At 54.2% G+C, this 22,938-nt stretch carries 20 protein-coding genes; 8 read left to right on the top strand and 12 right to left on the bottom strand.

The window, feature by feature from the left end; genetic code table 11:
* Window positions 1-38: 38 nt before the first annotated feature.
* Window positions 39-1,169 carry an ABC transporter permease gene (locus tag WJU22_RS06615; protein ID WP_341842463.1) on the bottom strand — a complete coding sequence of 377 codons (1,131 nt, stop codon included), beginning with the start codon at window positions 1,167-1,169 and terminating at the stop codon, window positions 39-41.
* 393 nt (window positions 1,170-1,562) lie between these two features.
* On the opposite strand from WJU22_RS06615, the gene WJU22_RS06610 reads away from it, so the two are divergent.
* Window positions 1,563-2,555 (top strand): terpene synthase family protein, encoded by a 993-nt coding sequence (locus tag WJU22_RS06610; protein ID WP_341842462.1) that lies wholly within the window; start codon window positions 1,563-1,565, stop codon window positions 2,553-2,555.
* A 22-nt stretch (window positions 2,556-2,577) separates the two neighbouring features.
* On the opposite strand, the gene WJU22_RS06605 is transcribed toward WJU22_RS06610, so the two are convergent.
* The gene (locus WJU22_RS06605; RefSeq protein ID WP_341842461.1) at window positions 2,578-3,723 is read right to left on the bottom strand and encodes a glycosyltransferase; all 1,146 of its coding nucleotides are present in this window, start codon (window positions 3,721-3,723) and stop codon (window positions 2,578-2,580) included.
* Window positions 3,724-3,726: 3 nt separating this feature from the next.
* Window positions 3,727-4,533, bottom strand: coding sequence for an alpha/beta hydrolase (locus WJU22_RS06600; protein ID WP_341842460.1), 807 nt, complete (start codon window positions 4,531-4,533; stop codon window positions 3,727-3,729).
* A gap of 106 nt (window positions 4,534-4,639) precedes the next feature.
* Here WJU22_RS06600 and WJU22_RS06595 point away from each other — a divergent pair, with 106 nt between their 5' ends.
* The 5 genes from WJU22_RS06595 (at window position 4,640) to WJU22_RS06575 (ending at window position 10,731) form a co-directional block, all read left to right on the top strand.
* A complete protein-coding gene (locus WJU22_RS06595; RefSeq protein ID WP_341842459.1) occupies window positions 4,640-6,433 on the top strand; it encodes an acyl-CoA dehydrogenase family protein in 1,794 nt (597 codons plus the stop codon).
* 266 nt (window positions 6,434-6,699) lie between these two features.
* The gene (locus tag WJU22_RS06590) at window positions 6,700-8,286 is read left to right on the top strand and encodes an N-acetylmuramoyl-L-alanine amidase (protein ID WP_341842458.1); all 1,587 of its coding nucleotides are present in this window, start codon (window positions 6,700-6,702) and stop codon (window positions 8,284-8,286) included.
* A gap of 379 nt (window positions 8,287-8,665) precedes the next feature.
* Complete coding sequence (locus tag WJU22_RS06585) at window positions 8,666-9,010, top strand: carboxymuconolactone decarboxylase family protein (protein WP_341842457.1); 345 nt, start codon at window positions 8,666-8,668, stop codon at window positions 9,008-9,010.
* A gap of 32 nt (window positions 9,011-9,042) precedes the next feature.
* Window positions 9,043-10,080: a 2-oxoacid:ferredoxin oxidoreductase subunit beta gene (locus WJU22_RS06580; RefSeq protein ID WP_341842456.1), complete on the top strand. Its 1,038-nt coding sequence runs from the start codon at window positions 9,043-9,045 to the stop codon at window positions 10,078-10,080.
* Window positions 10,081-10,293: 213 nt separating this feature from the next.
* Window positions 10,294-10,731, top strand: a complete 438-nt coding sequence (locus WJU22_RS06575; protein WP_341842455.1) for a DUF6934 family protein — start codon at window positions 10,294-10,296, stop codon at window positions 10,729-10,731.
* A gap of 326 nt (window positions 10,732-11,057) precedes the next feature.
* Here WJU22_RS06575 and WJU22_RS06570 read toward each other — a convergent pair whose 3' ends face one another.
* Window positions 11,058-11,747: a LysE family translocator gene (locus WJU22_RS06570; RefSeq protein ID WP_341842454.1), complete on the bottom strand. Its 690-nt coding sequence runs from the start codon at window positions 11,745-11,747 to the stop codon at window positions 11,058-11,060.
* Window positions 11,748-11,761: 14 nt separating this feature from the next.
* Complete coding sequence (locus WJU22_RS06565; protein WP_341842453.1) at window positions 11,762-13,195, bottom strand: GH3 family domain-containing protein; 1,434 nt, start codon at window positions 13,193-13,195, stop codon at window positions 11,762-11,764.
* 195 nt (window positions 13,196-13,390) lie between these two features.
* Between WJU22_RS06565 and WJU22_RS06560 the strand changes: the two genes are divergently transcribed.
* On the top strand, window positions 13,391-14,164 hold the full coding sequence (locus WJU22_RS06560; RefSeq protein ID WP_341842452.1) for an inositol monophosphatase family protein: 774 nt from the start codon (window positions 13,391-13,393) through the stop codon (window positions 14,162-14,164).
* A 3-nt stretch (window positions 14,165-14,167) separates the two neighbouring features.
* Window positions 14,168-15,196, top strand: a complete 1,029-nt coding sequence (gene thiL, locus WJU22_RS06555; RefSeq protein WP_126245765.1) for a thiamine-phosphate kinase — start codon at window positions 14,168-14,170, stop codon at window positions 15,194-15,196.
* A 61-nt stretch (window positions 15,197-15,257) separates the two neighbouring features.
* Here thiL and WJU22_RS06550 read toward each other — a convergent pair whose 3' ends face one another.
* From WJU22_RS06550 to rpiB, 7 genes are all read right to left on the bottom strand, one after another.
* Window positions 15,258-16,919 (bottom strand): ArnT family glycosyltransferase, encoded by a 1,662-nt coding sequence (locus tag WJU22_RS06550; protein ID WP_341842451.1) that lies wholly within the window; start codon window positions 16,917-16,919, stop codon window positions 15,258-15,260.
* A 35-nt stretch (window positions 16,920-16,954) separates the two neighbouring features.
* Entirely contained in the window at window positions 16,955-17,746 is a 792-nt protein-coding gene (locus WJU22_RS06545; protein ID WP_341842450.1) for an amidohydrolase, read from the bottom strand.
* 73 nt (window positions 17,747-17,819) lie between these two features.
* Window positions 17,820-18,281, bottom strand: coding sequence for a regulatory protein RecX (locus tag WJU22_RS06540; protein ID WP_341842449.1), 462 nt, complete (start codon window positions 18,279-18,281; stop codon window positions 17,820-17,822).
* 59 nt (window positions 18,282-18,340) lie between these two features.
* The gene (locus WJU22_RS06535) at window positions 18,341-20,680 is read right to left on the bottom strand and encodes an ATP-dependent helicase (protein WP_341842448.1); all 2,340 of its coding nucleotides are present in this window, start codon (window positions 20,678-20,680) and stop codon (window positions 18,341-18,343) included.
* Window positions 20,681-20,795: 115 nt separating this feature from the next.
* Complete coding sequence (locus WJU22_RS06530; RefSeq protein WP_341842447.1) at window positions 20,796-21,434, bottom strand: M28 family peptidase; 639 nt, start codon at window positions 21,432-21,434, stop codon at window positions 20,796-20,798.
* Window positions 21,385-22,308 (bottom strand): hypothetical protein, encoded by a 924-nt coding sequence (locus WJU22_RS06525; protein WP_341842446.1) that lies wholly within the window; start codon window positions 22,306-22,308, stop codon window positions 21,385-21,387. The genes WJU22_RS06530 and WJU22_RS06525 overlap by 50 nt, the downstream gene beginning before the upstream one ends.
* 126 nt (window positions 22,309-22,434) lie before the next feature.
* Window positions 22,435-22,893, bottom strand: a complete 459-nt coding sequence (gene rpiB, locus WJU22_RS06520) for a ribose 5-phosphate isomerase B (protein WP_341842445.1) — start codon at window positions 22,891-22,893, stop codon at window positions 22,435-22,437.
* Between the last annotated feature and the right edge of the window lie 45 nt (window positions 22,894-22,938).

Genomic DNA, 22,938 nt, shown 5'->3' with positions numbered 1-22,938 from the left:
ATTAAATATCTTAAAATTAAAAATAAATCTAATGCCCGTCAAATTTTTCCGCGAACGTCGAGCGCGTCGCGGAGGCCGTTGCCCAGGAGGTTGAACGCCAGTACCAGCAGCATGATGGCGAGGCCGGGGGCGAGCGCCAGCAAGGGGTTGTGGGTGATGATGAAATTGTAGTTCTCTTTGATCATGAGGCCCCACGACGGCTGCGGCGGCTGAACCCCCACGCCCAGGAAACTCAGTCCCGCCTCTACCACGATGGCCGTGGCGAAATTACCGGCCGCCACCACCATCACGGGCCCGAGGATATTGGGCAGGATGTGCCTGACGATGGTGCGGGTATGCCCGTACCCCAGCGCCCGCGTGGCTTCCACGAACTGCAGCTCCCGCAATCCCATGACCTGCCCGCGGATGATGCGCGCCACGCTCACCCACATCGTAAGCCCCACAGCGATGAAAACCTGCCAGAAACCTTTCCCCAGCGCCAGCGTGATGGCGAAAACGAGCAGCAGGGTAGGCATGCTCCAGATCACGTTGATGAGCCACATCACGGCTTCATCGGCCGCGCCGCGGAAATACCCGGCGATGGCGCCGAGCAGGATCCCGATCGTCAGCGAGATCAGCACCGCGATGCAGCCTACGCTGAGGCTCACGCGGGTGCCCACCATCAGGCGGCTTAAAATATCCCGCCCAAATTTATCGGTACCGAGCCGGAAAGTTTTCCGGCGGAGGTGCTCTTTTTCCACCAGGGCCTTTGCGGCGCGGGGGTCGGCGATCGTGGAATCCCTTCCGTACAGCACTTCGGCCAGCGAATAACGCTCCGGGGCCGTGGTGGCTTCGTCCACATATTTATCGACGATAATGGAATCGTTGGAAAAACGCCAGCTTTTCACGGGTACCATGACGTCGGCCGCCGTTTCACCATAAATAAGGCGATGGAAGAAACCTTCTTTTTCCGGCGCGTGCGATTGTTGCAAAGAAAGCATATGCACGGAGAAACCCGGTCTTTGCCCGCCGATCTCCAGCACCATGCGGTTGGCGAACGATGTACCGTCGGGCGCGAGAACGTACGCGAACACGGCAATGACCAGCGCCATCGAAATGACGGCCAATCCGGCCACAGCGCCCTTGTTCCGGCGCAGGCGCTTCCATGCCTGTTGGGTAAATGCGTCCATGCGTTCCCAAAATAGCGCAAATACAAGACATTTCGGTAGAAATTGCGTGTGCGTTTTTTTCATTTATCGCGATCGTCCATATATAATCCCATCGGCGTCACGACCTCTTTTGAGATCACACGAAAATCAACCTGCGGGCTTCAGTCCGTACAATAGCAGGGGATGCAAATTGCGTAATTTCTTTGTTGAGATGCCAACGTTAACATGCATGCCAACGTAATCATAGCTTACAGACAAACAGTGATTTTTATGGCTTAAGACGAGACACAGAAAATAATATATATCCACCCAAAATTCAACGCCCATCAAGGAACTATACCCTGATACGAGATCGATTTAGCTAAAAATCCCGTCAGTAACCGATTTATCATTCATCATTAAACGACACAGTTTATGCAAACACTCCAATTGCCGCAGATTTTCTGCCCGTTCCCTTCTATGCTCAACCCCTTCGCCAAGGAAGCCGAAAAACACACCGCCGAATGGGCCGCGCGGTACGAGCTGGTGAAATCCGAAAAAGCCCGCGAACGCTTTAACCGCGCGCGTTTCGCCATGCTTTCCTCCCGGGCGTTCCCCACAGCTGGCCGCTTCGAATTGTGCATCGCCGCGGAATTCAACACCTGGCTGTTTTTGCTGGACGACAAGAACGACGAGTCCATGTTCGGCAAGGTCGACTACCTCCAGATGGTGCATTCGTTCGTGAGCCAGATCCTGCGCAACAGCACCGTGGTGGCGCCGGAAGAAGGGATGGCCCTGGCCGGCGGATTCGCCGATCTCTGGAAGCGCATGCGCCGCCTCGGCAGCCCCGCATGGCAGCAGCGCTTCGTGAAAAGCATGACCGATTACCTGGATGCATGCCTCTGGGAAGTGGAAAACAGGATCGCCCACAAAGCCCCGTCCGTCGCCGATTACATCGAAAAACGCCCTTACACCGGCGCGCTGTATGCAGACATCGAGCTCATCGAGATCCTGGAAAACATCTACCTGCCCGACGAAGTGCGCAACCACGACATCGTGCAGCAACTTTCCCTCGCCTGTAATAACGTGGTGTGCTGGGCCAACGATCTTTTTTCGTTCGACAAGGAGCGCCGCCAGGGCGATGTCCATAACCTGGTGGTGGTACTGAAGGAAGAGCGTTCCCTTTCGCTGGAATCCGCCGTGGCGGAGGCTGCGCGCATGCACGACGAGGAAGTGCGCCGGTTCATCACATTAAGCGAGTCCATTCCGAATTTCGGGGAAGAGGTGAACGAAGAGTTGCTGCGCTACGTGGGCGTCCTCAAAGCCTGGATGCGCGCCAATCTCGACTGGAGCTTCGGCGACACGGCCCGCTACCGCATGCACATCCGCGAAACCGCCAGCGGGAACTGGCTCATCTCACGGATATGACAACACGAAAAAGAAAGGGCGGCTATTGTACCTGCCGCCCTTTCCATTCGTAAGATCCGAATTTGCCCAGCCATCCGGCGAGCACTACATAAATAATATGGAACGGTTGCCCGGGAATGAACCACGGGAGCAGGGAGCGTTTGCCGAAAAACGACGCCACCGGAAGGAGGAACAGCAGCTCCAGCACGATCTTGTACACCATGAGCCACAGCAGCCACATGCGCAGCGCCGGCGTAAAAATGGCCACGATGGCCATGAGCAGCAGCATGACGTTCCAGAGGTAAACGATCACCAGCACGCGGGTAATGCGCTTGTCTTCGTATTTATCGGCTTTGGACGACCAGCGGATGCGTTGGTTCATGAAGCCTTTCACGGTATCTACCGGCAACGTGCGCACGATGGCCTCGCGCGATTTGAGATAGTGGATGCTGCCGGGATAGGCGTGGTAAATTTTGTACATGAGCAGCATATCGTCTCCCGAAGCGATCATGTCGATACCCGTGAAGCCGCCCACTTCTTCGAAGGCCTGTTTTTCGTAGGCGAGGTTGGCGCCGTTGCACATGGTGCCCGATTGCAGGTAGGCCACGGCACCGGTGATGCCTTGCATGGTCATGAAATCGAGCGACTGGAGTTTCTTGAAGAAGGAATTATCCTTATGGTACGATACGGGAGCGGCGATGAACCTGGGCTTGTGGGTTTCGTAGCATTTCACGATGGCTTCCAGCCACTTGGGGCCCATGACGCAATCGGCGTCGGTGGTCACGATGAGGTGGCCGGTGGCCGTGGCGATGGCCGTTTCGATCGCTTTTTTCTTGTAGGAATTGAGGCGCTCTTCCGGGCTGAGAATGTCGGCCATGCGGAGGAGGCGGACGTTGGTGGCGGGGAAATAGCGGACGGCATCCGCCGTTCCATCGGTCGAGAAATCGTCTACCACGATCACTTCGAACAGGTTGGCGGGGTAGCTTTGCTGCTGGAGGGCTTCCAGGAGCTGGGGGATGTTACTTTCCTCGTTCCGTGCGGGTATGATGACAGATACCTTCGTGTCGAAAGTGTAGGCGTGGGCGGCAGGGTCGAAACTTTTCAACCGGGCCCAACCATAAAGATACGACAGCATTAAAATACCGTACAGTAAAGCAAGTCCGAGCGTGATGATCAATAAGGCAGTCATTTCCTACTTTGTCGAAATGTTATTTCTGATGATAAAACCCAAAGATTCCGTGATGAGCTGATGACCTTTGTCGATGACCAGCAGCTTGCACGGAAAGGAGCCGTCGTCGAACTTTTCGCCGATGACGGGGGGGATAACGCGGTCGTACCTGCCGAAAATCAACAGGGTGTCTATCCCGGATTGCGCCATGAGGCGCTTGCACATTTGCTTGCGGGGCAGCATCCGCCGCATGATGGTCCATACATTATAGACCAGCTGCCGCTTATCAAGCCGGTCCATCCGGTGGAGGGCAAATTTGTAGACGCTTTCGTTCAAAAGGCCGAATCGCCGCCAGAGTTTCAGCAGCCGGAAGAATAGCGCAGGATTGCGGGTATTGTACGAAAAGATCCGGTTTCCCAATATGGTCCTGGTGGCAAACATATGCCATGGATTGTTCTTCAACCCGTCGGGCGCCGCCAGCACCAGGTGCCTGATCCGGTCCGCCATTCGCTCTACGATGCAAAGGGCCAATCTTCCGCCCATACTATAACCCAGGAGGGAGAAGGTTTGTTTGCCGGTGCGTTCCAATATTTTTTCCGTCAATGCCACAAGGTCCCGTTTTTCCATAGGCCGGCCTTCTTTCCAGACCGTATTCCCGTGAAAGGGCATATCTAACGCAACGATAGTGAAGATATTGCCTAAACCCGCTTCCATACAACGAAAGTGCGAGGCGCTCTCCCCGAAACCATGGAAACAGATCAGCAGATCCGGCCCGTCGCCGGTTTTTATACCGGTGAAAGTACTGTCGAGATATGTAAGATTGAACTCCATGGGGCGTTTTCCGGGATTGCGAATTTATAACATTATGCTACGTAATCATAATTTGTCAATTGCCATAAACTCGGTAAATTACGAGTAGACTAAAAAATCATGCAAAATGGATACCGCGGTTAATAGCAAAGCAGCCCTGAAAGGGGCGGAGTTCCTGGTGAAAGACGCATCCCCCGCAGACGTTTTCATCCCTGAAGATTTTTCGGAAGAGCAGCTGATGATCAAGGAAATGGCCGAAACCTTCATTGCCAGGGAGGTTACGCCGGTGCTGGACAGGCTGGACAAGATGGAGGAAGGCCTTATGCCTTCGCTGCTGGACAAAGCCGGCGAGCAGGGCTTGCTGGGAGCGGCTTTCCCGGAAGAGCTGGGAGGCCTCGGCAAAGATTTCATTACCGCAACCCTTATCAACGAAGCCCTCGGCGCAGGGCACTCCTTCTCCGTAGCCATGGCCGCCCACACCGGGATCGGCTCGTTGCCCATCCTTTATTTCGGCACAGAAGCACAAAAACAGAAATACATCCCCAAACTCGCCACCGGCGAAATGAAAGGCGCATACGCCCTCACCGAGCCCAACTCCGGATCGGACGCGCTGAGCGCCAAAACCACCGCCAAACTGACGGACGACGGGAAGCATTATATCCTGAACGGCCAGAAAATCTGGATCACCAACTCCGGGTTCGCTGACGTATTCACCGTTTTCGCGAAAGTCGACGGCGAACAATTCACCGCCTTCATCGTGGAAAAAGGCACACCAGGCTTCACGCTCGGGCCGGAAGAACATAAAATGGGCATCAAAGGCTCCTCCACCCGGCAGATTTATTTCCAGGACGCCAAAATCCCCGCAGAAAACGTGCTGGGGCAAATCGGCAAAGGCCACCTCATCGCCTTCAACATCCTCAACATCGGCCGCCTCAAACTCTGCGCCGCCACCCAGGGAGGCGCCAAAGGCAGCATCAACATCGCCATCCAGTACGCCAAAACCCGCGAACAATTCAAACAACCCATCGCCAACTTCGGCGCCATCAAACATAAACTCGCCGAAATGGCCATCCGCATCTGGACCTGCGATTCGGCCCTTTACCGCACGGCAGACCTCATCAACCAGCAGGAACATGAGCTGCTCGCCGCCAGCAAATCGTTCAGCGAAGCCCTCCTCGGCGCCGCAGAAGAATACGCCGTCGAATGCGCCATCCTGAAAGTACTCGGCTCCGAAGTGCTCGATTTCGTGGTGGACGAAGGCGTGCAGATCCACGGCGGGAACGGCTTCAGCGACGAATACGTCATCTCCAAAGCCTACCGCGATTCGCGCATCAACCGCATTTTCGAAGGCACCAACGAGATCAACCGCCTCCTCACGCTCGACATGACGCTCAAGCGCGCCATGAAAGGCAAGATCGACCTCATGACGCCCGCCATGAACGTGCAGAAGGAACTGATGAGCATCCCCGATTTCGGGAACGACGATGAAAGCACGTACGCCGCGGAAAAGAAAGTGATCGCCAACCTGAAAAAGGCCATCCTCCTCGCCGCCGGCGCCGCCGCACAGAAACTCATGATGAAACTGGAATCCGAACAGGAAATCCTCATGAACATCGCAGACATGGCCATCGAAACATTCGCCTGCGAAAGTGCGCTGCTCCGCCTCATCAAACTCACCGAACAAAAAGGCGAAGCCGCCGTTGCACTGCAGGCCGATATGGTAAAAACCTATATCACAGACGCGGCAGACCGTGTGCATAAATCCGGAAGGGACGCCATCAACGGCTTCGCCGAAGGTGATGAACAACGGATGATGCTCCTCGGCCTGAAACGCTTCACCAAAACCGAACCGTTCAATACCAAGGACGCCCGCCGCCGTATTGCCGACAAACTTATTAGTGACGGCAGATACACTTTTTGAAGAGCGGCAGGTCATTAACACTTGAAATAGATAACTTTACAAGGAACAGGCACAATACCTGTTCCTTGTTTTTTTGGACAATAACCAGCGCGCTATGTCGAAATGGAAAATCGGGAGCCTGTTGATGGCGGCCTGCATCGCCACCCCATCTCTGGCCCAGGAGAAAAGTTTTTTGCGCCTTACCCAACCAGGCAAACTGAACAACAGCGTATCCACCGCACGGCAGTTTCTCGTAGGCTCCACCTGCAAATCTTGCCAGGTGTTCAGTGAACGATGCGCCCCAGAAAGTATATCCCACCGGCGCTTTCGCCATAGAAGTGACACTGACAGAAGGCGGTAACGAATTCGTGGTGAAATCGAAAGGCCCCTCGGGCGACAGCTCCTCGCGTTCCATCTGGTTTACCTACAACATGCCACAGGCGCCGCAGCCGGTTACCACCGTCAACATCGCATCCATACAAACTTTCCCCGAAGGCAACCTCACCGTGGCCCCGGGCGATATCATCCAGATCCGCGTGAAAGCCATCACGGGCGGCACCGTAAAAGTCGGCGACGCGCTCACGCTGCGGGAATTGCCTGTTGGCGGCTCCCAGCAAATGCGGGGCATTTACCAGGGAACGTATACCGTGCAATGCGCCGATCCCCTCATCCAGGGCCGCCAGTTGCCGGTTACGCTCGAATATGAAGGGCAGCAGGTACGCCGGTCTACACCGAATATCTTCACGCTCCGCGATCCGCAGGCGCAGCCCCTCATCGGCAAAACTACCGGTGACGATCCCATTCTCAAATACGGTCTCGGCGCCGACCGCCTCGGCGGCGCGCGCATGGGCAGCCTGGATACCGGCGTGGTGCTCAACATCACCGGAAAGGCCGATGGCGATTACCGCGTTCAATTGTCCAAAACCCTCAGCGCCTGGATCCCGCAGGAATTCGTGAAACTGCAGCCGCAGGGAACGTTTCCGCCATCGTCGCTCACCGGCTCGTGGCGGGTTTGGGGCGATGAGAAGTTCGATTACGTGTCGGTTGCCCTGAACACCAAACTGCCGTACCGTACCATCCAGCAAACCGATCCTTCCCGCATCGTGATCGATATTTTCGGCGCTACGTCCAACACCAACTGGATCACGCAGCTGGAGAATACGAAGGAAATCAAGAACGTTTATTATGAACAGCCGGAAGACGATATGCTCCGGGTCATCATCGAATTGAAGCACACCCAGCACTGGGGGCACCAGGTATATTATAACGGCAGTATTTTGACGGTAAAGGTGAAACGTCCTCCCGCGAAGCCCGGCCTGGGCGATCTTACCATCGCTGTGGATGCCGGTCATGGCGGCAGGAATCTCGGTGCGCAGGGCCCCACGGGCGTCTACGAAAAGGAAATGGCGCTGGCGGTGGCCGTGGCCCTGCAACAGGCGCTCCAGCGCGAAGGGGCCCGCGTCATCATGACCCGCGTCAACGATTCTTATGTCGACAACGGCTACCGCGTGGTTTCTTACCGCGACAAAGACCCCGATCTCCTCGTGAGCATTCACCTCAATTCATCGTCTGACCCTATCCGGATCCAGGGCACAAGCACCTACTATAAGCATATCGGGTTCCGGCCACTGAGCCAGCATATCTATAAACGGCTGCTGGAGCTGGGTTTGAAGGAATTCGGGAACGTGGGGAGTTTCAACTTCGCGTTGAACGGGCCTACCGAATATCCCAATGTGCTGGTGGAAACGCTGTTCCTGAGCAATCCGGAAGATGAAATGCGGGTGCTGGACCCGGGGTTCCGGCGGGAAATGGCCGGAAAGATCGTGGCGGGGATCAAGGAATTTGTGGCGGAAGGCTACGCCAAAGCCCAATAAGGCGGGGATGGAACAGAAATGGCTCCCGCAGAGGGAGCCATGTAATACCGGTGAAGGTATTTCCATATCCAGAACGATTCTTTAGCGCGGGTAGCACGGTGAAAGTCAACACGTATGCATCCTCGCCGTAAGGCGGTTAATATCTCATGTCTTCGTTAACGGTGAAACCGGGAAATTGGGGCCGAAAACCAGGCCCGGACTGAACCGGCGCCACAGTGCAAAGTTGCCCATTTGACAGTTGGCAGCAAATACCCACAAGTGAGTATTTTTAAAGTTCTCAATACCCTACCATCTTAGTAGATTAATGATTATCTTTGTCGGACGGCTGACAAGGGGATATTTCGTATCTTTAACGTTATCCGTTGATAAATACAATCTTATGGGCCAACTGGTAGAAGAGTTCGACGCTTACCGGAGCAAAATGAACGAAGTGATCCTGGGAAAACAGAACCTGGTGCTCAACCGGCTGTTCAACCTCGATACGAATACATACGCCGAAGGGGCGCTGTCCGTGAAAACGAAGGAATTGCTGGGGCTCGTGGCCTCCATGGTGCTGCGTTGTGACGATTGCATCAAATATCACCTCGGGAAATGTCATGAGCAGGGAGTTACCACGGCCGAACTGTATGAAGTTTTTGCAGTGGCCAATATCGTGGGCGGCACCATCGTGATCCCCCACACCCGTCGGGCAGCCGAATATTGGGAAGAACTGATCAATCCGTAACTTTACATTTCAAACTTTATATATATACATCAATGTCAACAACTACCGCTTCTCCGCAGCCTTTAACGGCCAAAGATTTTGCAACCGACCAGGAAGTCCGCTGGTGCCCGGGTTGCGGAGACTACTCCATATTGAAACAGGTGCAAACCATTATGCCCGGACTTGGCATTCCCCGTGAAAACATCGTGATCGTATCCGGTATCGGATGTTCTTCGCGTTTTCCTTATTACATGAACACGTACGGCATGCACTCGATCCACGGGCGCGCCACGGCCATCGCTTCCGGGTTGAAGGCTACGCGCCCCGAGCTGAGCGTATGGATCGTAACGGGCGACGGCGACGGGCTTTCCATCGGCGGCAACCATACCATCCACTTGCTGCGCCGTAATTTCGACGTGAATATCATGTTGTTCAACAACCAGATTTATGGTTTGACGAAAGGACAATATTCCCCGACTTCGGAAACCAATAAAGTGACGAAGAGCACGCCCTACGGCAGTATCGACCATCCGTTCAACCCGATGGCGCTGGCCATGGGCGCGGATGCGACGTTCGTAGCGCGCAGCATGGACCGCGATCCCAAGCACCTCCAGGAGATGCTGAAGCGCAGCCATGCGCACAAGGGCGCTTCGTTCCTGGAGATTTACCAGAACTGCAACATCTTCAACGATGGCGCGTTTGAAGTATTCACCGAAAAATCGAGCAAGGCCGACAATACGATCTTCGTGGAACAGGGCCAGCCGCTGGTGTTTGGCGCGCAGAAGAACCTGGGTGTACGGCTGGACGGGCATAAGCCGGTGGTGGTAGACCTGAATGATGGTCAGTTCAGCGCTTCCGACCTGTGGATCCACGACGAGCAGGATTTCGGCAAGGCGCAGATCCTCACCCGCATGTTCGACGACGCCCGGATCGAAGGGCACCTGCCCCGTCCGTTCGGCGTGTTCTACCAGATTTTCCGTCCTACTTACGAAGAGATCATGGGCGCCCAGCTGGAAGAAGCGAAGGCAAAACGTGGTCCCGGCAGCCTGGACAAGCTCCTGGCCGGCAACGAAACCTGGACGATCGCATAGCAACAAACCCAACAGCATACGAAGGCCGCATACATTGCGGCCTTTTTTTATATCAGGATTTCCGGTCTTCACCAAACTCGATTCCACGTTAACTTTCCGCTTACTTCAACTCCTCAAAACTGATTTCCATCTCCGAAATGCGGAGATGCATTTTTAGGTGCGTTCATCACCTTCAACGACATTTGAATCATAAAAAAAGTAAACTCTTGATTCATGAATCTGGATTCTTATCCGGTGATTTCATCTGATGATTTGTTAACGCACACTTTTGTGAGTGAAGGACCCAAAGGGAAAATAGAGAAACATATTTCGTTTCAGACTATCGGTAGAAATTGTTTCAACCTTGCTTTTGGAGACTGGGTGGATGAGCGAAAATCTATCAATGACAAAAACAGAAGCAACAATCTTGACCGGGAAAAAGTGTTGAGCACGGTGGCTAATACCGTTCAGGCGTTTATGCTACGTTATCCCATGTCCCGGATTTTTGTTCGGGGAAGTACGCAAGCAAGGACCAGGCTATATCAGATGCGGCTATTGTCGTACCTCCATGAAATAAACAAAGATTTTCTATTGGAAGGTTTCCACGAAAATGAATGGGAAACATTTCAACCAAACAATAACTATTCGTCGTTTTCACTAACGAAAAAATGAAATTACCATGAATAAATGCAGCAGGATTATTAAAACACTCAGGCGCCCCATGGGGAAATGGTTATACAACACGAAACTGAATTTCCGTTACCGAATTATGCCAAAGCGTTACTTTCGGGGCCTTAAGAAAAGGGCATTCTTTAACATGAAATTGGGGGAAGCCAGGGCTTTTCTTGCCAAACATCCGATACCCAAACCGCAAATCAGATAATTACGATTGACTCGAAGATTCGTCGAATAGGGACTGTTCTTTGCTGGATGTGCGTTACTATATCCAGCACTAATTCGGATTTAATAAAATATCCTTCCTGTGATTAATTTATAATTTATGGGTGGATGGGTCGTACGGTGAAGGGATGCACATGTTGGTAAAATAACTCAATGCGAAAAATCCCCCCGCCCAGGAGCACCTGGTACAACAGGGCCAGCCCGAAGATGATCATACAAACACCCGCCACCCGGTTCAACCAGAGCACGTTGGTCAATGTCAGCTTGTGACGGATTTTATCGGAAACGAAAACCTTGAGGATATCGGCAGACAATACGAACAGCAAACACACCGAATACATCGTGATGCGATAACTCACATCCAACGGCGCATTCGCCACGCAAACGCCCAGCCAGAAAATGATCACCCCGGGGTTAAGGGTATTCATCAGGAACCCACCCAGCCAGATCTTCGCGTAGTCGCGCGTCCGGAACATTTCCGGGCGCTCGTCTCCCGTGGTAATACGCACTTTTTTGAACAACAGGCCGTAAACGCCCATGCCAATCAGCAGAATGCCGCCCGAAATCCCGATCAACCGGGTATGAGAACCCAGGCTGCCGACGAACGACGATGCCAGGTTCCCGAGCAACACAAACATGATATCACTCACGGAGACGCCCAGGGCAAAACTAATCCCCGCACGCCAGCCGTTGCTGATGCTATACTTGATAATGGCGAAAATCACCGGCCCCACAGAAACCGATAAAAACACGCCCAATCCCAATCCTGCGATAATGGCGGCAGTCATTCCCGATAAAACACTTAGGCTTTCACGCCTGCTTTGGTGATGAGGAATTGTTCCCAGTCTTTGAGCTTTTCGCCCTTCAATACACGCGGAAACTTGTTCATGGCCCCTTCCTTACCCTTGCAACGCAAGTAATCGAGGAAAACCTGGTTCGGCATGATCTCCACGAAGATCTCCTTCAGCGCCGACGTTCGCTCCACCGCATAGTCATCGTTCACATCGCTCAGCGTCTGGTCAATGATCTCCCGGACCTTGGCCGCGTCCACATTGGTAGCATCCGTCCCGATGTACCACCTGTGCGCGAACAGGTTCTCGTACTGGAAACCCGCCACCGTAAACTCACGGATCGTGATCCCCAGCTTCCGCTGCACGGTATCGATCGCCTTGTTCATGTTATCGATGCTCATGTGCTCGCCGGCCAGGCTCAGGAATTGCTTGGTACGGCCCACGATCACGATTTCATGCTCTTTTACGGAGGTGAACTTCACCACGTCGCCGATCAGGTAGCGCCAGGCACCGGAGCAGGTAGACAGCATCACGGCATATTCCTGGTCTTCCACCACTTCGTGGATCATGTATGATTTGGGATTCGGCTTCACTTCGCCGTCCGCGTCGAAATTTTCTTCGTTGAAGGGGATGAATTCATAGAAAATCCCCGTGTTCAGCACCAGTTTGATGCCTTTCACGCCCGGCCGCGCCTGGAAGCCGAAAGACCCTTCCGAAGCCATGTAGGTCTCGATAAAGGTGATGGGCTTGCCCAGCAGGCGCTGGAAACTCTCGCGGTAAGGCTCGAAGCTTACGCCGCCGTGAATATAAATGGCCAGGTTGGGCCAGATTTCGTGGATGTGCTTGACGTTATGGTACTTGATGATTTCCTCCAGCACGATCTGTACCCAGGCGGGTACGCCACAAACGGTGCCCACATCCCACTGCGGCGCCTTGCGCACGATCAGTTTGATACGCTGCTCCCAGTTGGGCTTGCGGGAAATCTGGCTGCCCGGCTTGTAAAACCGGCGGAACCATTTGGGGATGTTCTTGGCCTGGATGCCGCTCATGTCGCCCTCATAGTAATCCCCTTTTTCGAAGAGGGAAGTGGTGCCCCCCAGCATGAGGATCCCTTTGGTGAACGACTTCGGCGGCACATTGAAGTTGGCCATGGAATACAGCTGCTTCACACCCACCTTTTTCACGGTACGCAACATGTCGCGCGTGACGGGGATATGTTTGCTGGCGGATTCCGACGTTCCCGAGCTGAGCGCGAAGTACTTGATCTTCTCCGGCCAGCTCACGTTCGCCTCTCCTTCCAGGCACTTATGCCACCACTCCGCGTGCATCTTGTTATAGTTATGCACGGGAACGCTCTGCCGGAAACGGGCTACCCAATTGGGGGCATGTAAAATGTCCTCAAATTGATAGTGTTCGCCGAACTGCGTATGCTTCGCTTTTTCCATCAACCTGCGCAATACCTGCATCTGGTATTGGCGAGGCGTCCCCAGCTTGAATGTGAACTGTTTCCTTATTCGTAGGGATCTGGATATCAGGTTACCAATAATGGCCATTAATCGCGGATTCTTAGTTTAAAAAGCAAAAATAGTTAATTCGTGGTAATAAAGGGGGAAGTTGGCGAAGCTTCGTACATTTGCGCCATGTTGAAAACAACGTTACTCAAAGCTACAGAAGCCGGGGCAAAAGTTCTGCAGGAATATTTTAACGGTACTTTCACGATTTCCCATAAAAGTACGGTCAACGACCTGGTGACCGAAGCCGATAAAAAAGCCGAAGCCGCCATCATAGACGTTATCCGGGCCGATTATCCCGACCATTTCATCCTCAGCGAAGAAGCCGGAGCCCTCGAAACCGCGTCTTCCGTCAAATGGATCATCGATCCCATAGACGGCACCGTGAATTTCGCCCACGGCATCCCCCTCTGCTGCGTGAGCATCGGCGTGGAACAAGACGGTGAAATGATCCTCGGCGCCGTGTACAACCCCATCATGAACGAGTTTTTCTTCGCCCAGAAAGGGTTTGGGGCCACTTTGAACGACCGGAAAATCTCCGTTTCCGCCAAGCCCCACCTCGCCAACGCCTGCCTCGTCACCGGCTTTCCCTACAAATTCGAAAATTCTACCCATAATCCCCTCGCCACCCTCCAATCTTTTGTGCAGCAAGGCCTCCCCGTTCGCCGGCTCGGCTCTGCCGCCATCGACCTCTGCTGGGTTGCGGCCGGACGGTTCGACGGCTTCTGGGAACACCACCTCAACGCCTGGGACTCCGCCGCAGGGTTCCTCATCGTTCAGGAAGCCGGCGGAAAAGTGACCGATTTCAAAGGGAACGCTTATTCCCCCTACCAACCGCACATCCTCGCCACCAACGGCCTCATTCACGACGGCATGCTGGAAGCGATCAACAATATTCAATAAATCATGGAAGAAAGAACTGAAATAAACGACCTCGGAGAGTTTGGCCTCATCGACCGCCTCACGCGCAACTTCGAAATCCAGAACGCCGGCACCGTGCTCGGCGTGGGCGACGATGGCGCCGTGATCGACCATTTCGGCAAACAAACCGTCGTTTCGACCGATATGCTCGTGGAAGGGATCCACTTCGACCTGATGTACACCCCGCTGAAACATTTGGGATATAAGTCGGTGATTGTCAATCTGTCCGATATATACGCCATGAACGCCGTGCCTACCCAGATCACGATGAGCATCGCGTTTTCCAACCGTTTTTCTCTCGAAGCGCTCGACGAATTCTACGAAGGCGTATACGCCGCCTGCGAACGCTATAACGTAGACCTCATCGGCGGAGACACCACTTCTTCCCAGAAAGGGTTCATTATCAGTGTAACCGCCATCGGCGAAGTGACGCCGGGCCAGTTCGTAAAGCGCTCCACCGCCCAGAAAGGCGACCTCCTCTGCGTTTCGGGCGACCTCGGTGCCGCGTACCTCGGGCTCACCCTCCTGGAACGCGAGAAAAAGATCTTCCTGGAAAACCCCAAGATCCAGCCAGACCTTGAAAATCAAACATATATCATCGGCCGGCAGCTGAAACCCGAAGCCCGGAAAGACATCATCGAATTCCTGGCCGAAAAGGAAATCATCCCCACTTCCATGATGGACGTGAGCGATGGCCTCAGCTCCGAAATCCTCCACATCTGCAAACAAAGCGAAGTCGGATGCGTCCTCTACGAAGACAAGCTCCCCGTTCACGACGAAGCCCGCCAGATGGCCATGCAATTCGGCCTCGATCCCACCGCCTGCGCGCTCAGCGGCGGCGAAGATTACGAGCTGCTGTTCACCATGAAACAGGAAGATTATGATAAAATCGTACTAAATGAGGAAATCGCGGTGATCGGGTACATCACAGGGCCGGAAGAAGGCGCGCATATCATCACCCGCGGGGGAAACAGGCATGAAATCACCGCCCAGGGATGGAATGCTTTCAAATAGTGTAAAATTGCTATAAATAGAAAAAACGCCCGGTTCAATGATCGAACCGGGCGTTTTTAGTTTAGAAATCTACTATTTTGAAGTAGGGACTGTTGTGCGTGGGATCCAATCCACCGAGCACCTCAAATCCCAGTTTTATCTTGTATTGGCCCGGCATTTTCGAACCGGGAATATGAATATCGACCGAATCCTTACCCACCAAATCCTTCAAAAACATATCCGTTTCCCAAACCAATGGCTCCATGCCCTCGGCCGAAATCAGGTGCATCAGCCTCGGCCCTTTTCCAACGATCGGAATCTCCCTGCCGTAATTGTTCTTCACAGCGAAACGGTACTTCCCGTCCGGCGAACGCTGGAATTCTTTCTGAGCCGGTATAAATTGCAAAAGGCTGTAGGAATGGAAATCCTCGACCGGCTTGCCGAAGAATGTGCCCTGCGCCGTTTTTCTGCCTTCCATCTCCGGGAAATAATTTTGGTCGGAGGATGCCAGCCAGATTTCCTTCCCCCATAATTTTTCCTCCATCGGCCAGAAATTGTACTGGCTGCGGCGACTGCGGATGGTATTAAGACTATAGGCAAATTCGCCCTGGTAGAACATATATTTAGATGGCTGCTGGTAACTGTTGAGGAACACTACCGGCCGGCCAGCCGACTGTTCTTTCACTACGGCCGTCCATTCACGGTTGTGGTGTATTTCCGGGCGGATGCGCACGCCAGGCAGAAAATCCCACATCATATACACCCGTACCACCGCCACCAGCACCAGCGACGGTATCCAGAGCGCCTTCAGCACCTTCACCGAATACCCCTGCCGAACGATCCCCTGGTGCGCCAACACCAATAACGGTGCAAATACCATCACCGTCCAGTTGGCTTCCACGCGCCCTTTGATCGTGCTCAGCGCGAAAAACGCCAGCACCCCGATCAGCGAGAACTTCATCGCCCGCTCAAAACTGTCTTTCACCGGCACGCGGAAGGCGTAATACAGCAGCAGCCATCCCACCAGCGGCCCGAACAGCAGGAGCTGCCCCGCGAGGTAATCGAGCGTATAGCTGTAATGGTAAGCCTTGGCGTTCCTTTCGAAAAGATGGTATTGAACAGACGGGAAGTCATGGGTGTATTGCCAGTAGAGGTGCGGGAAGAAGAGGGCCGTCGTCACCAAAACCGCCGCCCAGAACCGGGGCAGCTTCAGCAGGTGCGGATTGGAGATCACGGTAAAAAATACCAGCAGCACGCCGTGGTATTTGCTGTAAAACATGAGCGCCATTCCCAAACCCAGCAGCAGCGTGTTTTTCCAGTTTTGCGCGGTGAGGAAGTTGCGATAGAGATAGAAATACAACGCGGCGAAAAATATCAGCGGAATATCCGGAACGGCCAAAATCCCGCCGAGCTGCATGGCGCCCATTCCCGCTAAAATGAGGTAGAAAACGGTGTTGTTCTTCTCGGAAATCAGCTTGTCGGTAAGCACGAGCGTGCCCACATTCAGGACCACCATGCCCAGGCGCACGCCCAGTTCGTTATGGAAAAGCGCGTATCCCGCCTTGATCAGCAGGGCGATCATGGGCGGATGGTCGAAATAGCCCCAGTCGAGGTGCCGGGAATACACCCAATAGTACGCCTCGTCGTCCATCAGCTCGGTAAAACAAGCCTGAACGATCGCCAGGAGGGCCCATAGTGCCAGTACGGTATTTTTGTACTGGTCCTTTGTGAAAAAGCGGATCATAGTGGGGCGAAGTTAGCCAAATCCCACCCGATTTTTTAGAGGATCATGAAACGGTCGGCGTCTTTCATAAAAGGGAATTTCGCGCGCAGTTCGTCGAGGTGCTGACGGCTGAGGGTGTAGGTAAACACATCTTCGTCGTGCTCCTTGCGGTAAATGATCTCGCCGACGGGGTCGATGAGACTGGTATCTCCGCTGTGGTAGATGTTATTGCCGTCGTTGCCGACGCGGTTCACGCCGATCATGTAGCACTGGTTTTCGATGGCGCGCGCCTGCAGGAGGGCTTTCCAGGGCGTGTTGCGGCGCTCGGGCCAGTTGGCGACGTTGATGAGCACGTCGTATTCCGGCTGCCCGTCGTCTTTGATGGTGTTGCGGCTCCAAACGGGGAAACGCAGGTCGTAGCACACCGTCAGGTTGATTTTCCAGCCTTTTACGGAAGCGATGAGGCGTTTGTCGCCCGCTTCGTAATGGTCATCTTCCCCGGCAAAGCCGAAGCGGTGACGCTTATTATAGGTGCCGAACTGCCCGTTGGGCAGCATCCAGAGGAGGCGATTGTAATATTGGCCGTTTTCCTCGATGATGAGGCTCCCGGTGATGATGGCGTTCTTCTGCTTCGCTTTCTGCTTCATCCATTGTACAGCAGACCCGTCCATCGTTTGGGCCAGCTTTTCCGGCGCCATGCTGAAGCCGGTGGAAAACATCTCGGGCAGCACGATCACTTCCGTCCTTTCCTTGATGGCGTCGATTTTTTCATCGAACATGGCCAGGTTGGCCGCAATATCTTCCCAATGCAAATTCGCCTGAACGAGCGAAACGGTTAAATCTGACATACAATTATGATTCTAGCGAAACGACCTCAAATTTACGCAGCAATAACTTAGAAAGTTTTGAAATCATGCAGGATTATTCCGGCTTTTTTGAAATTTCTTCAATCGCTTCGCGGGAAAGGTCGGATTCGAAGCCCCTTTGCAAGAGGTACTGCATGGTTTTCCACGTCCGCTTCATCGGCTGTTCACCTTTCAGGCTGGCGAATTTCCGTTCCGCGAGCTGCTTCAGCACCCGGTAGTAATCATCCGGGTCGATTTCCGACAATCCTTTCCGGATGCAGTAATCAGACACCTGTTTCTGCTTCAGCATGAGGCTGATCTTCTTCCGCCCCCATTGCCGCATGCGGAACTTTCCGCCAGCGTAGGCGCGGGCGTAGCGTTCCTCGTTCACGAAATTATCCTGCACCAGTTGCGCAATGGCTTCGTCGGCCGCGTCTCCGTAAAGCCCCAGTTCCCGGCATTTCTCTTTCACTTCGGAATGGCACCTTTCCTGGTAAGCGCAATAGTGGCGCAGCTTTTCCAAATCGCTGCTGCTCATATTTTCAAAAAAAGACCGGCCGTTGATCGGCCGGCCCGGGTGAGTAATGTTATGAAAAATTACTGCCGAACGATCATGAGTTTGGCGTAATTGAGCATGATCTTCTTTTCGCCGCCCGCCTTGGGGAACATCACCGTGGCGATACGGTTGTTGGGCGCGCCTTCCATGCTGGTGATCTTTCCGAACCCGAATTTCTGGTGCTCCACGTCCATGCCCACTTCCATATTCGCCGGATCGTCTGCCGTGAAGTTGGCCGACGGCGTATGGTTCGTGGCAGCGGGGGAAGAGATCACGCGGGGCCGCGGCTCCTGCTGTGCGGGGCGGGAAGGCCCTGCCGGTGCGCCCGGCGCCTTGCGCTTGTCGAACATCGTGCCCCAGGAGGCGCCACCGCCGCCACCCATGCTTGCGCTGTTGCGGAGGCCGCCGCCGGCGTAGCTGCGATCGAGGTACTTTTCGGGAATTTCTTCCAGGAAGCGGCTCGGCTCGTTCTGCTGCAACTGTCCGAAACGGTAACGGCTATTGGCGTAGGTGATGAACAGGCGGCTCTTGGCGCGCGTCACGGCCACATAGAAAAGCCGGCGCTCCTCTTCCAGCTCCTCGCGGGAGTTGATGGACAATCCGCTCGGGAAAAGCCCTTCTTCCAGCCCCACGTTAAATACCACCGGGAATTCGAGGCCTTTGGAAGCGTGGATGGTCATGAGTTTCACCACGTCGCTGTTCTCGTCGTTGGTATTGTCTGCGTCGGTGAGCAGGGTGATCTGCTGGAGGTAGATGCCGAGAGATTTATCGTCGAGCAGTTCGCCGTCTTCTGTCGGTGTTTCCGTGAATTCCTTGATGGAGTTCAGCAATTCCTGCACGTTTTCGTAACGTGCGAGGCCTTCGGTGGTTTTGTCGTTGAAGAGCTCCTTCACGATGCCGGTGCTTTTACCCACCTGAACGGCCACTTCGTAGGCGTTATGTTTGTCGAGCATCACACGGAAGCTCTGGATCATGATCACGAAATTCGCGATGGCTTCGAGCGTACCGCCTTTGAAACCGAATTCGTTCGCTCTTTCCAGCACTTCCCAGAAAGTGATGTTCTGGTCGTTGGCGAAGATCGACACCTTTTCGATCGTGGTTTTACCGATGCCGCGAACGGGGTAGTTGATGATGCGCTTGAGGGCTTCTTCGTCGCGGGAATTGGCTATGATCCGCAGGTACGCGATGAAATCCTTGATCTCTTTGCGCTGGTAGAACGAAAGCCCGCCGAAGATGCGGTAGGGAATGGCCTGCCGGCGAAGGCTTTCCTCGAACGACCTGCTTTGCGCGTTGGTACGGTAGAGGATGCAGAAATCGCGGTTGGCGAAGTGATTGCGCAGCTTCAGCTCGGCGATGCTATCGGCCACCATTTTACCTTCTTCGTTATCGGTATTGGTGCGTACCAGCTTGATTTTGTCGCCCTCCACATTGTCTGTCCACAGATTCTTTTCGATCTGTCCCTTGTTTTTCGAGATCACTTCGTTGGCGACGTGGAGGATGGATTTGGTGGAGCGGTAGTTCTGTTCCAGCTTTACCACTTTCACATCGTCGTAGTCTTTCTCGAACTGGAGGATGTTCTGGATGGTGGCGCCGCGGAAGGAGTAAATCGACTGTGCATCGTCTCCCACCACGCAAATATTTTCATGGACGGCACCGAGCAGTTTCACGATTTCGTACTGCGCGGGGTTGGTATCCTGGTACTCATCGATCATGATGTACTTGAACTTGTGCTGGTACTTGGCGAGCACGTCGGGGAATCCCTTCAGCAGCTGGTACATTTTGAACAGCAGGTCGTCGAAGTCCATGGCGCCGTTCTTGTAGCAGCGTTTCACGTACATGTCGTAGATTTTCCCGGTCAGCGGGCGGCTGGCGCGCTGATCTTCCTGCTGGAGGTAATAATCCACCTGGTACGCTTCCGGCCCGATGAGGCTGTTCTTGGCCGCGGAAATGCGGTTGTATACGAGGTTCGGTTTGTAGTGTTTATCGTCGAGGTTCAGCTCGTTGATGATGGTTTTCACCACGCTCTTGGCATCGTCTGCGTCGTAAATGGTGAAATCGCTGGGGTAGCCCATCTTCGGCGCATCTGCGCGCAGCAGGCGGGCAAACACGGAGTGGAAGGTGCCGATATAGAGATTGCGGGCCTCGTTGCTGCCGAGGATCTTCTCCACACGTTCCTTCATTTCCTTGGCGGCCTTGTTGGTAAACGTCAGGGAAAGTATGTTGAAAGCGTCCACCCCGTTACGCATCAGGTGGGCGATCCTCGTCGTCAATACCTTGGTTTTGCCCGATCCGGCGCCGGCAATGATCATCAGCGGCCCCTGCAGGGTCAATACCGCTTCTCTTTGCCGGTCGTTCAGTCCGTCTAAATAGTTTGCACTCATCACTGAAAAAATTTGCGAGTGGTAAAAGTACGATTTGACGGCCGGATCACGAAATAAGTGGATAAACAACGTGCCGTAAGGACATAAAAAAAACGGCCCGGAGGCCGCTTTTCAATTATTTCTCGTTCCTGTCCACCTTCAGCCGGTCTTTCCGGTTGGCGACCTCCCAGGCGGTGTAGAACACCAGTTTGGCGCGTTTCGCCAGGAGGTTGTAGTGGATTTTTTCCGGTTTGTCGCCCGGGCGATGGTAATCCTCGTGCACCCCGTTAAAATAGAAGATGATGGGAATTTTATGCTGCGCGAACATATAGTGGTCCGAACGATAGTAGAAACGGTTGGGATCGTTTGGATCGTTGTACTTGTAATCCAGGTTCAGCCCCGTGTGTTTGTTGGCGGCTTCGCTGATGGGGCGAAGGTCTGAGCTGAGCTTGTCGTCGCCGATGATGTACACGTAGTTCGTGTCCGTCTTATGATCGTCGTCTATCCGCCCGATCATGTCGATGTTCAGGTCGGTAACGGTTTGGGCGAGGGGATAGATGGGATGATCGGTATAATATTGCGATCCCAGCAGTCCTTTCTCTTCACCGGAAACGGTCATGAACACGATGCTTCTGCGCGGGCCTTTGCCGGCTTTCTTCGCTTTCATGAAAGCGTCTGCCATGGCGATAACGGATACCGTTCCGGAACCGTCGTCGTCCGCGCCGTTATGGATCTGTCCGTTGATAACGCCTACGTGGTCGTAGTGCGCCGTCACGAACACGTATTCGTCTTTCAGATCGGTACCAGTGCAGGATGCCGAGCACGTTGCTGGATTTTATTTCTTCCGTTCCCTTTTTGAATTCGAGAGCGGTAACCTGTCCGGTGATGGGTGTTGTGCCGGTTTTGGCGGCGGCCACCAGTTCCGGCCATTGTTTTCCGAAGATGGCGCTGGCCACTTCGGGAGACACGAAGTAGGTGTTGGGAATGTATTCCATGGTTTGCATCATGGGCCAGTAGAGGCCGGTGCGGCGCATGCGGGAGCCGCCGCGGCCGCCGAGGTTGTATCGCTCGCTGACCATGAATACCGCTACGGCGCCGTGCCCGGCGGCGTTGCGGAGCTTATCGGTGATCGCGCCTTTTTTGGCGCCGTCTTCTTCTGCCAATACCACGATCTTTTCGCTGCCGTCCATACCTTTCCAGGGGTCGGAAGTTTCGGTGGCAACGCCGTAACCGGCGAATACGGCGGGTGTGGCGCCGAGTTGCTGGCTAACGGCATCTTTCACGGAGGCGTAATATTCCTGTCCGAATGAGAAGGTTTTGCCGCCGGCCTGGATGGAGCTTTGTGCCAGGGTGTCTTGCATGAGCGAGAAAGGCTGTTCCCATTCGCCGTTGCCTGCACCGGGCTCGAGCCCTGCGGCCCTGAACTGTTCGATGATATATTTGGCGGCTTTATACTGGCCGGGGGTGCCGGTTTCGCGGCCTTCCATTTCGTCGCCGGCTACGATAAACAGGTGTTTTTTGAGCTTGGCGGCCGTGATGGTCTCCGCATAGGGCGTGGCGGCGGTGCGCTTCAGGGGCGTGGCGGCCTTTTGTGCGCAGGCGGCGGTCCCAATGGCAAGGAGGCAGGCCAGCATCGATTGTTTCTTCATTCGCAGGTTTTTAATGCGCTAAAATTAAGGTTTACGGGGGTTGCCACCGCTACCATTCAAATAAAAAGAGGCTGTTTGCACAGCCTCTTCGAGAAATATTTGCCGAAAGACCCGGCCCTGCGCGGTCTACATGCAGGCGATCTTCTTCACGCGGTTTTCGTGACGGCCGCCTTCGAAAGGGGTAGACAAGAACACGTCTACCATTTCGGTTGCCGTAGGCACGCTTACAAAGCGCGCCGGGATGCAGAGCACATTGGCGTTGTTGTGGCTCCGGGCCAGGCGGGCAAGCTCGTCGCCCCAGCAGATGGCCGCGCGGATGCCCTGGTGCTTGTTGGCCGTGATGGCCACACCGTTCGCACTGCCGCAGATGAGGATGCCGAAGGCATGTGTTCCGTCTTCCACGGCGCTGGCTACCGGGTGCGCGAAATCGGGGTAATCCACGGAGTCGACAGAATAAGTGCCGAAATCCTTTACCTGTACCCCTTTCCCTTCCAGCCAGGAAATCACTTCTTCCTTATAATCGAACCCAGCGTGGTCAGACCCGATGGCGATCGGCAGGGAAAGATCGAATGTCGTTTGTTCCATACCCAATGGATTTTTATTTGGTGTTGATGGTAGTTGAATCTGCTG

Origin of the sequence: Chitinophaga caseinilytica (assembly GCF_038396765.1) — a bacterium.
GTDB classification, from domain to species: Bacteria; Bacteroidota; Bacteroidia; order Chitinophagales; family Chitinophagaceae; genus Chitinophaga; species Chitinophaga caseinilytica.
This window is presented reverse-complemented; position numbering and strand designations above follow the sequence as displayed.